General features: G+C 26.1%; 10 protein-coding genes. 5 read left to right on the top strand and 5 right to left on the bottom strand.

The window, feature by feature from the left end; all coding sequences use genetic code 11:
- Positions 1–102 precede the first annotated feature (102 nt).
- Positions 103–801, top strand: coding sequence for an NAD-dependent deacetylase (locus ABVS04_RS10125; protein ID WP_368030590.1), 699 nt, complete (start codon positions 103–105; stop codon positions 799–801).
- A 42-nt stretch (positions 802–843) separates the two neighbouring features.
- Here ABVS04_RS10125 and ligA read toward each other — a convergent pair whose 3' ends face one another.
- Complete coding sequence (gene ligA / locus ABVS04_RS10120) at positions 844–2,790, bottom strand: NAD-dependent DNA ligase LigA (protein ID WP_368030588.1); 1,947 nt, start codon at positions 2,788–2,790, stop codon at positions 844–846.
- Between the two features lie 107 nt (positions 2,791–2,897).
- On the opposite strand from ligA, the gene ABVS04_RS10115 reads away from it, so the two are divergent.
- The 3 genes from ABVS04_RS10115 to ABVS04_RS10105 all read left to right on the top strand — a co-directional run bounded on the left by ABVS04_RS10115 (position 2,898) and on the right by ABVS04_RS10105 (position 4,410).
- On the top strand, positions 2,898–3,239 hold the full coding sequence (locus tag ABVS04_RS10115; protein ID WP_368030586.1) for a hypothetical protein: 342 nt from the start codon (positions 2,898–2,900) through the stop codon (positions 3,237–3,239).
- An 80-nt stretch (positions 3,240–3,319) separates the two neighbouring features.
- The gene (locus ABVS04_RS10110; protein ID WP_368030585.1) at positions 3,320–3,589 is read left to right on the top strand and encodes a hypothetical protein; all 270 of its coding nucleotides are present in this window, start codon (positions 3,320–3,322) and stop codon (positions 3,587–3,589) included.
- The gene (locus tag ABVS04_RS10105; protein WP_368030584.1) at positions 3,589–4,410 is read left to right on the top strand and encodes a DUF1853 family protein; all 822 of its coding nucleotides are present in this window, start codon (positions 3,589–3,591) and stop codon (positions 4,408–4,410) included. Before ABVS04_RS10110 ends, ABVS04_RS10105 begins: the two co-directional genes overlap by 1 nt.
- A gap of 6 nt (positions 4,411–4,416) precedes the next feature.
- Here ABVS04_RS10105 and ABVS04_RS10100 read toward each other — a convergent pair whose 3' ends face one another.
- The 4 genes from ABVS04_RS10100 to ccsA form a co-directional block, all read right to left on the bottom strand.
- Positions 4,417–5,709: an aminoacyl-histidine dipeptidase gene (locus ABVS04_RS10100; RefSeq protein WP_368030583.1), complete on the bottom strand. Its 1,293-nt coding sequence runs from the start codon at positions 5,707–5,709 to the stop codon at positions 4,417–4,419.
- 24 nt (positions 5,710–5,733) lie between these two features.
- On the bottom strand, positions 5,734–8,541 hold the full coding sequence (locus ABVS04_RS10095) for a transporter substrate-binding domain-containing protein (protein ID WP_368030582.1): 2,808 nt from the start codon (positions 8,539–8,541) through the stop codon (positions 5,734–5,736).
- A complete protein-coding gene (locus ABVS04_RS10090) occupies positions 8,541–9,260 on the bottom strand; it encodes a response regulator transcription factor (RefSeq protein ID WP_368030581.1) in 720 nt (239 codons plus the stop codon). The genes ABVS04_RS10095 and ABVS04_RS10090 overlap by 1 nt, the downstream gene beginning before the upstream one ends.
- A 126-nt stretch (positions 9,261–9,386) precedes the next feature.
- Complete coding sequence (gene ccsA / locus ABVS04_RS10085; protein WP_368030580.1) at positions 9,387–12,116, bottom strand: cytochrome c biogenesis protein CcsA; 2,730 nt, start codon at positions 12,114–12,116, stop codon at positions 9,387–9,389.
- Between the two features lie 132 nt (positions 12,117–12,248).
- On the opposite strand from ccsA, the gene cmoB reads away from it, so the two are divergent.
- Positions 12,249–13,163 carry a tRNA 5-methoxyuridine(34)/uridine 5-oxyacetic acid(34) synthase CmoB gene (cmoB, locus tag ABVS04_RS10080; RefSeq protein WP_368030579.1) on the top strand — a complete coding sequence of 305 codons (915 nt, stop codon included), beginning with the start codon at positions 12,249–12,251 and terminating at the stop codon, positions 13,161–13,163.
- The last annotated feature ends 14 nt before the right edge of the window (positions 13,164–13,177 follow it).

Here is a 13,177-nt window from a genome sequence, read left to right as displayed (position 1 = left end):
CTTAAAATGTGATAATTAAATAACTTATTCACATCATTTATAATATGATTATAATAAGATGTTGAACAAAAAATAAAAATTTATTTTAAACTAGGAAAAAACATGGCAAAAGTAATAATATTCAGTGGTGCAGGTATTAGCGCAGAATCAGGAATTTCAACTTTTAGAGATAATGATGGTCTTTGGGAAAATCATAAGATAGAAGATGTTTGTATAAAAGGTTGCTTAGATACAAATAGAGATATGACTATTAAATTTTATGATATGTTAAGAACAAACTTAAAAGATAAAGAACCAAATCATGCCCATAAAATAGTGGCAAAATTAAAAAATAAATATCCAAATGAAATAGCTGTTATTACTCAAAATATTGATGATATGTTTGAAAAAGCTGGATGTAATGATTTAATTCATGTTCATGGGTTTTTAAAAGAACTAAGATGTGAAAATTGTAATCATACTTTAAATATCAATTATGAAGAACAATTTGATAAATATGAAGATTGTCCTAAATGTAATAATAAATTAAGACCAAATATCGTTTTCTTTGGAGATGAAGCTCCTAAATATCAAGAGTTTTATAAAGAGTTTGATGATTGTGAAATGTTTATAGTTATTGGAACAAGTGGAGCAGTTGTTAATACAGATATGTTTTTAAATCCTGATATCAAGATATCAATTTTAAATAACCTGGAGCCAAGTTTTTATATAAATGAAGAAGTTTACACAAAAGCGATATTTAAACCAGCATCTAAAGCTATTGATGAAATAGCAGGTGATATCGAAGAATTTTTAAAATAAAAGAGAAGTTTTTTCTCTTTTAGCTTTTTTCAATGAATCCTATTAAATCATCGCGTTCATTTCATCTTCTGTTAAAACTGCAACTTTTAATTCTACAGCTTTATCATATTTACTCCCTGCGTCTTCACCATAAATTACATAATCAGTTTTCTTAGATACTGATGAGCTAATTTTTGCTCCTAGAAGTTCTAGTTTTTTCTTTATATCTCCACGGCTTACACTCATAGTTCCTGTTAGAACTATTGTTTTTCCTTTGAAGTTATTTTCTTCTACTTCTACTTTTATTTCAACTGTTGGAGCTATAATTGTAATTAATTTTTCAACTAACTCTTTATTTACTCTCATAAATTCACAAAATGATTTTGCCATTTGCTCACCAATACCATCAAGGGCAATAAGTGAATCGTAATCAATACTTACAACATCAAGTCCAAATTCTAAGCAGATTTGTTTTGATGCAACTTCTCCTATGTGTTCGATTCCTAAAGCATTTATGATTCTGTGTAAAGAAGAACCTTTTGTATTTTCAATTGCATTTAAAAGGTTGTTTATTTTTCTTTCTTTAAATCCTTCTAGGTTTTCTAGATCTTCATATTTTAAAGAGTATAAATCTAAAATATCATAAATCTTTTTTTCTTTTACTAGTGTTTCAACGATTTTATTTCCAAGGCCATCTATATTCATACAGTTTTTACTAGCAAAATAAATTATTGAGTTTACTACTCTTGCAGGACAATCTAGATTTTGACACTTAATCATAGTCCCTTCATCTAAAACTTCACTTTGACATTCAGGGCAAGATGTAGGTCTTGAAATGATAGTTTCATTTCCTTTTCTTCTTTCAGTAAATACCCTTGTAATTTTTGGAATAATATCGCCACTTTTGATAATAATAACTTCATCATTTAGTCTTAAATCTAATCTTTCAATTTCATCAAAGTTATGAAGTGTTGCACGACTAACTGTACTTCCATCTATTAGTGTTGGTTCAACTAAAGCAACAGGAGTTAAAACACCTGTTCTTCCTACTTGTAAAATAATATCTTTTACAATAGTTGTTTTCTCAACTGCTGGGAACTTATAAGCGCATGACCATCTTGGAAATTTAACCGTATAACCCAACTCATCTTGTGTTTCAATATCATTTACTTTTATCACCATTCCATCAAGCATCATTTCTATATCGTTTCTTGAAGCGATTATTTCATGGTAAAGTTTTTCGATTCCCTCAACACTATTTGTAACAGTTATTAAAGGAGGTTGTGCAAACCCTAATGAATAAATATAATTCATTTTTTCACTAAGAGTTTTAAATTCAAGTGAGTTCTGACCAATTCCCCAAATATTAAAAAATAGTTTTCTTTTTGCTGTAATACTTGGATCTAATTGTCTTAAACTTCCTGCTGCTGCATTTCTTGGGTTTGCAAAAAGTTGCTCGTTGTTTATTAATCTATCTTGATTTATCTTTTCAAAATCTTTTTTCTTAATAACAATTTCACCTCGAAGTTCAATCAAAGATTTTTCTTTTATTTGAAGTGGAATAGAGTGAATTGTTTTAACATTATTTGTAACATCTTCACCTATACTTCCATCTCCTCTTGTTATTGCTTGTTTTAATAAACCATTCTCATAAATAAGATTCAATGAAGCTCCATCAAATTTTGGCTCACAATAAAATTCTAAATCTGTATTTACTTTTTGCGCTCTTTTTATCCAATCTTCTAGTTCTTGTGTATTAAAAACATCTTCTTGTGACCACATTCTACTTAAGTGAGAAGCTTTTTCAAAACCATCAAGTATAAATCCACCAACTCTTTTATTTGGTGAGTTTGGATGGGATAAAGTAGGATTTTCTTGTTCAAATGCTAAGCATTCTCTAGCAAGTAAATCATACTCTTCATCACTAGCAAGGGGATTGTCAAATACATAATATTCTTGCGCCCAAGAGATTAGTTTTTCTATTTTTAAATCATATTCATTTTTAGTCATTATTTCTCATTATTCATTTTTTTCTTTGGAATTATACTTAATAGATTTAGTATAAAAGATAAATAAGTTATAATTCTGCTTTTAAATTTAAGATAAGAAGAGATTATATGAGTTATTTAGATATTTGTATTATGGGTTGGAATTTAAACGCTTTAATGTTTGTTATTAATTTTTTAATAGCAATAAGAGTTATTTCGACACAAGATAGAAGTAAGCTTCAAGAAGAGAGTTTAGTTTTAAAAGAGTTAAAAGATGAATTGGAAAAATACTATCCAAATAGAACACTAACAACACTGTTTTCATATGTTATTCCCTTTACAGCATTTTTTAGAATGACTTTTAAACTAGTAGAAATGTTTTTCTTTTTTCAAAGAAATAAAGATGCTAAAATGTTTGATTATATGGTTTACAAGTATAGCTCTGATATTAGTAAGGCTAAAAATCAATAATATCATATCTCTTTTTTTGAATATTCAATACAGTATATTTTATAAAAATAATTAATGAAACTCTTATGAAAAGGTCAATTATGGTAAAAAAATTAATATTAATAGGATTACTGAGTACATTAACTTATGCAGATACACCTGCAAATTTAATCAGTGTCAGCGGAATTATAACAAATATTAGCCAGGGAGACAAATATAAAACAATTCGTATTTTACTAGATGATGGTAGTCAAATTACAGGTAAAGTTTATCGAACATCTAGACTAAAAGAAAAAGAACGAGTACTTGGAAGATGTAGTAACTATAAATATGGAGAATATCAAAGCTGTTCATTATCAAAAATTATATAATGAATAATCAGATTAAGGGTTTTTATAATACACCATCTTTATTTAAAGATTCATTTTATGATTTAGAAGTATTTGAGCTAGATGATATTTCTTTTGATATAAATAGCTTTGATATTAACAATATTCAAATACTGCAACAACTTCCTTTAGGAAAGAGGGTAGAGTACTTTTTTGATGCTATTATTGCTCACTGTTCAAACTATGAAAGAGTTATTAGAAATATACAAATCATTCATGATAAACACACTCTTGGTGAATTGGATTTCATAATTTATGATATAAAAAGAGAAAAATATATTCATATAGAAATGCAGTATAAATTTTATCTTTATGATGAGAGTTTTGAAAATGAGATTGATAGATATATTGGTCCAAATAGAAGTGATACTTTAGTTTTAAAACTGCAAAGACTCAAAAATAAGCAATTTCCTTTGCTTTTTAATGAAGTTACTAAATCTTATATACCAAACGTTGATTTAAACAATATAGAGCAAAAAATACTTTTCAAAGCTAATATCTTTCTTCCAAGATATCTAAAAAACAAAAAACTATCTCTTATAAACAATGAGTGTATTAGTGGTTATTACTTAAGTTTTAAAGAGTTTATTGAAGATGATACTTTTAGAAAAATGTCTTTATTTGTTCCTGATAAATTTGATTGGATAAGTGATCCTGCCTCAAATGAAAACTGGAAAAGTTATGAAGAAGCAAAAGAAGAGATTGAATACTTTATAAATCTAAATGCTTCACCTCTTATTTGGTCAAAATATACAAATAATGGTGAAACAATTATTGAGAGATTTTTTGTTACTTGTTGGTAAAAGAGATTAATTAATCTCTTTTAAAATCTCTTTTACAACTACATAAACATTTTCAACAGATTTTATAGAAACTTGCTCTTTTCTTGAGTGAGGAAATTTGATTGTTGGTCCTATTGATGCTACTTTTATATGTGGATATTTGTCTTTAAATATTGCACATTCAAGTCCTGCGTGAATTGCTTCTAATGATGCACTTGGATTAATTTTTTTATAAACTTCTAATACTTTTGATGTAAATTCATTTATATCAGGTTTCCATGCAGGATATTTTCCATTTGTACTTACTGTGAAATTATGCTTTTCTAATGTTTTAATTGTTTCATCTTTTAGATTTTTTAAATCATTATTATCCATAGATCGTGCGCTTAACTCTATTTTGATTCCATTTATATCTGTTTTTATTATGGCAATATTTATTGAACTTTGAACTACGTTTAATTCACTATTCATATCTCTTACACCATTTTGAAAATCATAAATAAAATCAATAATATTATCATCAAAGATATTTAAATGCTCACTTTTAGCTTCAATCTTTTCTATAATCATATTTTCATGACTAGCTATTGGAGTTTTAGCGCTTGCTATTATTGCTTTCACATTTACAGGAATTGAGTTAATTCTTTCACCTCCATTTATATCAAGAAGTTTACCTTCACACTTTTTTATTGTTTGAGCTATTAGTTTTATACCATTTGGAATATTTTTATCTATATCAACACCACTATGTCCACCTTGAAGTTTTACTATAGTTATTTCATATAAATCTAGATTATCTATATTTGGAACAATTTTTTTATTTGTATTAGTACCAAAAATATCAACACCACCTGCACAACCTATACAAATCTCTCCTTCTTCTTCACTGTCAAGATTTAGCATATAAGTAGCGTTTAGTGGTAGATCAAGATGATTAGCTCCAATTAGTCCTATTTCTTCATCTGAAGTAAATAAGAACTCCCCATCGTAGCTTTCTTGCATTAAAGCTATCATATATGAACATCCTATTCCATTGTCACTTCCAAGTGTCGAATTCTGCGCACTTAAAGTATCTCCATCTTCTACAATCTGTGGAACGCAATTATCACTTAAACAAACTATGTCATAGTGTGATTGAAAAACTACCTTTGCTTTTGAGTCTTCTTTTTTACATAAAATATTATTGTGTGTATCAACTAAACATAAATATCCGTATTTATCTGATAGCTTTTTCATATGATTTATAAATGGCTCGTGAGTTCCTGAGCATCTTGGTATTGCAGTTATTTCTTTAAAAATATTTATTATATTATTTTGCATAAAAATCCTTATATAGTTATTTGTTTAAGATATATCAAGTGGTAATTTTATCTTAAAAATCGCACCATCTTGATTATTTGAGGCTGTAATCTCACCTTTACAATGATCATTAATAATAATTTTACTCATGTAAAGGCCGATTCCCATGCCTTCTTTTGCTTTTTTTGTAGAGAAGTATGGATCAAATATTTTGTATATAATATCTTGGGCTATACCTCCTGCATTGTCTTGTATTTCTATAATTACAAAATCGTTCTCTTTGTAAGTTAATATTTTGATTTTTTTATTTGTTATTTCATTTTCGATTAAAGCATCTTCTGCATTCTTTAATAATATTAAAATAACTTGTTGAACTTCTGTTGTATAAAGGGTTAACATTTGGTTAAATCTATAATTTGTAATTAATTTTATATTTTTAGATTCAAAAGATGTTTTTATTATACTAATAGCTTTTTCAATTATATCTTCAATTTTTGCTTCTACTTTTTCTTTATCTGATTTAAAAAAATTTCTAAAATCATCTATTGTAAATGATAGGTGTTGAGTATATTCAGTGATTAACTTAAGTTCTTTTTCTAAGATATCTTTTGAAATTTCTTTGTTTAATATATTTCTTAATAGCAAGTTATTTGTAGTTGCTGTTATTGCAGTTAGAGGTTGTCTCCATTGATGCGCAATCATAGAAATCATTTCTCCCATTTGAACAAATCTTGACTGTTGAATTAATTGAGCAGTTTTTTCTTCATTTTTTTCTATTTCTTTTTTAATTTTTTCTTCTAGATTATAAGTTAATACTTCTAACTCTTTTTCCATTTCTTTTCTTTTGTTTATATCTCTAATTACTGTATGAATTACCAAATTATTATTTATTTCAATAGAGGTTAAAACAATTTCTATCCATAATTTCTTATGATCTTTACTTTTATGCATCCACTCAAAATTAGAAATTCCATTTTTTAATGCTTCATTTAATTTATTTATTGATTTTAAGTTTGAACTTTGGCCATCTGGTTGAAATTTAGGAGATATTTCATAAAAATACTTACCTATTAATTCATCTTTTGAATACTGTAATATCTTTGTTGCTGCTTCATTACAGTCAGTGATTTTTTTATTTTTTAGTAATAAAACACCATCAGATGATTTACTATAAAGTTTTTCAAAAAGCTCTTTTTGTTTTGCTATTTGTCTATTCTTTTTTTCTATTTCATTATTGATAAGTCGTAATGTTTTATTGTGTTTATTTAAAATAGATTGTCTATATGCAAGTATTAATAAAATAATAAAAATAACTAATGATATTTTCCATATTATAGAATAATCAAAAGGTGTTTTTATAGAAAAATTTGTCCATTTATTAAAAATTTCATTGTGTTCATTTTCATTTATTTGCTCAATTGCTCTATTAAAAATATTATAAAGCATCATATTATCTTTTGAAATAGCAATTTGGCTTGTTAATAAAATATCTGTATATCTTGAAATAAAAATATCATTAAAAGCAAATTTTGACATATAATAAGCAACAACAGGTAATGGTTCAATTGCATAGTAAACTTTATTACTATTTACAGCTTCAAAGGTGTCATAGTCACTTTTAGTTTCAATTATATTTATATTAGGATAATTACTTTTCAAAATATCCAAATTTTCAGAATTTGATTTTTTTGCCATGGTTTGATTTAATACTTCATCTATATCTTGAACAACAGGTTTCCCTTTTTGTGTAATAATTGCTAGTTTATAACTAACAAGAGGATTGCTTAAAAGTATGTTTTTATTGTTTATATTTTTTGAAATTATAGGTAAAATATCACATAATTTGTCTTCTAAATATTTTTCTGCTGTTGCAGAATCTTTAACTATAATATTTTCAAATCTAATATTGAGTTTTTTTCCTATTAAATTTAATAAATCTATATTTATACCTTGGACTTTTTCATTTTCTAAGAATTCAATTGGTTTTAGATTTAGAATATTACACATTTTTATTATATTATTATTACTTATATAACTTTTCTCTTCTTTTGTTAAAAAGCTTTTATTATTTACTAATTCATTATTTCCAAACCATTTTCTTTTTAAATCTAACATCTCTTTATCTGTGATTGAATCTTGTGCTTTATTTAAAATAGATTTTAATATAGATTTATTTTTTGAAACGGCAATACTTATATAAGAAACTAATCTATCATCATTTACATAATTTGTTGCAACTACTCCTGATACATTTTTTGTTGAAATTATATAGTCTAATACATTTTTCTTATCAATTGTTGCATCTGCTTTTCCTAAAGATAGTAGTCTTAATGCTTCTACTGAATCATCTACATGTATTTGCTTTATTTGTGGATAATATTGTTCTAGTAATTGTTGTGCAAAAAACCCTTTTGGCATTACAATCGTTTTGCCTTCTAATTTTTCTAGAGAATCAATATCTTCATTTCCTTTTTTAACATATATTGCATTTGCTGCAATATGATAAACATTCGTAAATTCAAAAAACTCTTCTCTTTGTTTATTTTTAGAAATATTTATAATCGCATCAATCTGATCATTTTTTAGCATTTCCATAAATTCATTCCAGCTATGACCTGAAATATATTCAACTTTTATTCCTAATTTACTTGCTATTAGATTCATATAATCAATTACAAATCCTTTTGGAGTATTATTTTCATTGAAATTATATGGAGGCCAATATGCTTCATTATGTAGACGTAAGGGTTGATTGTTTTCTAAGAATAGTTGTTCTTCTTTTGTTAAATTAATATTATAATTTCTTGCATTTAAAAAAGATATCAGAAGAAATAAAATAAAAATAAATTTCATTAAATCTGTCTATATCTAAGTGAATATCCATGAGAATAAATAGTTTCAAATAAATCACAATCGAGTTTTATTTTTAATCTTGTAATAATATTTCTTATTCTTTTTGTATTTTCTTCATATTCATCAAAAAGATAGTATTCTATTTCGTTATAACTTTTTATAATACTATTGGATTTTATAAACAATTCAAATAATTTAGTTTCATATTTTGATAATCTAATATGACAACTATTTTTATATAATTGATTAGTTGTTCTATTCCAAAAGTAGTCAAATTCCAGTTTTATCAAATTATCAAACATTTCTTGTAAATCATATTTTTCAATTATATTTTCTAAGGTCTGAGATATTTGTTCAAGGGTATATGGTTTTAAAATATAACCATCAATACCTGCATTTATAGTTTTTAGAAAATAATCTTTGTTATCATGGGCAGATAGAACAATAATAGGAACTTTTTTATTGTATTCTCTAATGATTTCTATAAGTGATACACCATCTATGAAAGGCATTTCTATATCAGTTATTATAAGATTGTATAAGTTATTTGTATTAAAAAGATCTAAAGCTTCTTTTCCATTTGATGCTATATAAATATTATTAAAAAAAGATTCAAGCATTTTAATAGTTTGTTGTTGTACATATATATTGTCTTCTACATATAAAACATTTAAATTTTTCGTATATTTTATAATATTTTCTAACTTACCAGATGTCATAAAAATCCTAAAACTAATTTTCTTACTATGTATAATAGTGACAAATGATTTAAATATAATTTAAACTTAATAAAAAGAAGATAAAAATAATTTTTAGAGGAACTAAATAATTAGTTCCTCTAAGTTTTATAATGTTTCTTTTAGATTTCTATTTCTAAAAGCAAGTAGGATTGTAACAACAACAATTGTTACAGTATAATATGCCCACGTAGGAATCGGAACCGGGTCACCTGTTGCATATGAGTGCATTCCTGATAAATAGAAGTTTACTCCTAAATAAGTCATTAAGATTGAAGAGAAACCTAATAATGCCGCCGTTGCAAATACAAATGGCGTGTTAAAAGATTTTACAAATCTTAAGTGTATAACAATAGCATAAACTACAATTGATACATAAGCCCAAGTCTCTTTAGGATCCCATCCCCAGTATCTTCCCCATGATTCATTTGCCCAAACTCCACCAAGGAAATTTCCAATAGTAATTGCTGCTAATCCAATAATTAAAGCTATTTCAGTAATTGCACTTACATGTTTAATAATCTCGTCAACATGAGGTCTATTTTTTCTAAATATAAACATAATCAATGTTAAGAAACCTAATATAGCTCCAAGTCCAAAGAATCCATAAGAAGCTGTTAAAATTGAAACGTGAATAGTTAACCAATACGATTTAAGAACTGGCACTAAATTTGTAATTTGTGGATCAACATCTGTTAAATGGGCTGTAAACATAAATATACCAGCAATTATAACAGCAGCACTTAATGCAAGTAATGATCTTCTAAAGAAAATAACACCTGCAAAAACAGCCGACCATGAAATATAAACTAAAGTTTCATAAATATTTGACCATGGTGCATGTCCTGATAAAACCCATCTATATCCCATACCAAATGTATGTAAAGAGAATAAAGTTGCTAGTGCTATAAAAAACACAGTTGTTATTTTTTTAGGTTTAAAATCTGGTTTAAAGATTACAATAAATGCAACAACTAACATAATTAAACCAAGTAAAATATATGCAAGTGTTAATTTAAAGAAAATATCTAAGTTATTAAAAAAGATTTCTCCCTCAATTTTTGAATCAGATAGCATAACATCTGCACCAACTTTTTTCTGATACATAGAAATCATAGAGATGAAGTTATCTGCATCTTCCCATTTATTTTCTACAATAGAGTTTATTAAACCTCTTGTAATTGTTTCAATAGCAGTTTTATTTTGTCCTGTAAAGTTTTGTATAGCATCAAGTGGATTATACCATTTACTATTATCTTCTTTATTTGCTACTTGTGGATAGATATTTAATAATGAACCATTAAATACAGAATACATAATATTTAATCTTTCATCAATTTTAATAATATCTCTTTCGTAAGTACCTCTTTCAATTGGTTTTGTTTGTAATGCTTTTTCAGCTTCATCAGCTAATAAATAATTACCATCTTTAAAAACTTCAGAGAAAGCAATATATTTTTCTTTTACATCAACGCCTAAAAATTTTTTTAATTTAGGAGTTTGAATTTTAATCATCTTAACATCTTTCCAGATATCAGGAGTTGATAACATTCCTAAAATTAATTGATCAGAAGTCATTCCTAATAATGAAGCTTTACCACTTAATTTTTGAATAATTTCTCTGTTTAATGTAGAAAGAGGTTTCATTCTTCCACCATTACTTTGAACAACAAGTTTTCCAAAATTCTTAGATGTATTTAGTGATTCATCTTTTAATTTGTTTAGATATTCAACTGTTAGTTTAGTTTGATTATCTACTTTTGCATCTTCAGCTTTTAATGAAGTAGAAGCAAAAGCTAATGTTAGAGCAAGTGCAATTGAAGCAATATTTTTTTCAGCAACAAATTTAGTTAATTTCCAAAATCTTGATTTTTTATCAAAGAAATTTAGACATAAACCAAGTGTTAATAAAAAATATCCTAAATAAGTAGGCCATTTACCTGGGTCATTATTTACAGATAAAACAGTTCCTGTTTCATCAGGGAAATATGAACTTTGGAAAAATAAGAAGTTTCCTTCACTTAATGTTCTATTCATGAAAATTCTATAGTCATAAGATTTTCCATCTTCTTCAATAACTGTAACTTCAGATGCATAAGAAGAAGGCGACATACTTCCTGGATATCTATCAAGTTGGAAATCATTTAATTTAATTGAAAATGGTAATTGAACCATTTTTGAACCGTATTCAAGTTTTACAATTACATTGTCAAATATTAAATCTCTTTGAACACCTTTTTGCCCTCTAAGTCCTGGAAGTTTTATTTCTTGAGTTTTTCCATCAATTGTAACATCAACAACTAAAAGTCCCATCTTAGCAGTCTCTTTTTTTGCAAAGATAAAGTTTTTATAATCTATATCAACAGCTTTTTCACCAAATAATATTTTATGTGAGAATTTGTTTACATCAGATAAAAAAGATGTAAATTCTTTTTGATACTCTTGATAATATACTTTATCACCATCTTGGATAGTCACTTGTAAATAAGGCTCTCCTGAAATCATCATATTTTCAGTTGATCCTTCTGGAATTTGCATAATTCCTTCATATCCAACATATCTTGTAATTCCAGCACCAATTAAAATAACTACAAATGATGAATGGAAAATAAATCTAGCTTTATTTTTCCACATTTTATATTTAAAAATTATACCTATTAGGTTAATACACGTTAATACAAGAATTGATTCATACCAAATAGTGTTATATACTAAAACTCTAGCAGAAGATGTACCAAAATCATTTTCGATAAAAGTTGCACATCCTGCTCCTATTGCCAATATAGCAAGTAATATTAATGTTGTCTTAAAGGAGAATAAGACATTTGTAATCTTCAAAAAATATCCTTTTATTTTTTATTTTTCTAATTATATTAATAAGAAGTTAATATTCCATTAATGAAATATGAATTTTTAGTCATTCTTATTAATTTAAGATGAAATTTTAACTTAAATATCTATAATTACAGCATGAATTTAGAAACATTACAAAATAAAAAAAACGATTGTCGAACATGGAAAAATGTTGAGCCTTGGTATACACAATTACAAGAGGCTTGTAAAATAGAAAAATCTAATTTAGATATTGATTATGGTGACTGGTTTAGTGTTGGGAAAAAAACTGATTTAAGCCAAGAAGAGTATGAAGTTATTGTTCAAACTGCAAAAAAACTTATACCTTGGCGAAAAGGTCCTTTTAAAATATTTGACTTAGAAATAGATAGTGAATGGCAAAGTAATATTAAATATAATTTAATAAGACCATTCTTTAATTTAAAAGATAAAGTTGTAGCTGACATTGGATGTAATAATGGTTATTATATGTTTAGAATGCTTGAAGATAAACCAAAAAGATTAGTAGGTTTTGATCCTTCACCTTTAACATTACATCAATTTGAGTTTATAAATCATTTTGTGAAATCAGATATTATTTATGAGATGTTAGGAGTTGAACATTTAGAGTATTATAATCATACTTTTGATTTTATCTTTATGTTAGGGGTTTTATATCACAGACCTGATCCTGTAGGAACTTTAAAATCATTAGCCAAAGGATTGAATAGTAAAGGTGAAATCTTGATTGATACTTTTATGATAGATGGAGAAGAAGAGTTATGTTTAACTCCAAATAAAAGATATTCAAAAATTCCAAATATCTATTTTATTCCAACAATTCCAGCTTTAAAAAATTGGCTTGAAAGAGCAGGGTTTGAAGATATTGAAGTACTTGCAACTACTGTTACTACTTCAGAAGAACAAAGAAAAACAGAATGGTCATTTGATCAAAGTTTGGAAGATTTTTTAGCTCCTAATGATAAAACAAAAACAGTTGAAGGTTATCCAGCTCCTAAAAGAGTTTATATAAAAGCTAGAAAAGTTTTATAAGAATTTTAAAATAT

The organism is Arcobacter sp. s6, from assembly GCF_040884245.1.
Taxonomy (GTDB): Bacteria; Campylobacterota; Campylobacteria; order Campylobacterales; family Arcobacteraceae; genus Aliarcobacter.
Note: the sequence above shows the minus strand (reverse complement) of the source record. Positions and strands in the feature narration are given on the sequence as shown.

What these genes read in the sequence shown, in the direction of transcription:
- ABVS04_RS10125 (WP_368030590.1), top strand. Translation starts at nt 103, where the DNA reads ATGGCAAAAGTAATAATATTCAGTGGTGCAGGTATTAGCGCAGAATCA.
- ligA (WP_368030588.1), bottom strand. Translation starts at nt 2,790, where the DNA reads ATGACTAAAAATGAATATGATTTAAAAATAGAAAAACTAATCTCTTGG.
- ABVS04_RS10115 (WP_368030586.1), top strand. Translation starts at nt 2,898, where the DNA reads ATGAGTTATTTAGATATTTGTATTATGGGTTGGAATTTAAACGCTTTA.
- ABVS04_RS10110 (WP_368030585.1), top strand. Translation starts at nt 3,320, where the DNA reads ATGGTAAAAAAATTAATATTAATAGGATTACTGAGTACATTAACTTAT.
- ABVS04_RS10105 (WP_368030584.1), top strand. Translation starts at nt 3,589, where the DNA reads ATGAATAATCAGATTAAGGGTTTTTATAATACACCATCTTTATTTAAA.
- ABVS04_RS10100 (WP_368030583.1), bottom strand. Translation starts at nt 5,709, where the DNA reads ATGCAAAATAATATAATAAATATTTTTAAAGAAATAACTGCAATACCA.
- ABVS04_RS10095 (WP_368030582.1), bottom strand. Translation starts at nt 8,541, where the DNA reads ATGAAATTTATTTTTATTTTATTTCTTCTGATATCTTTTTTAAATGCA.
- ABVS04_RS10090 (WP_368030581.1), bottom strand. Translation starts at nt 9,260, where the DNA reads ATGACATCTGGTAAGTTAGAAAATATTATAAAATATACGAAAAATTTA.
- cmoB (WP_368030579.1), top strand. Translation starts at nt 12,249, where the DNA reads ATGAATTTAGAAACATTACAAAATAAAAAAAACGATTGTCGAACATGG.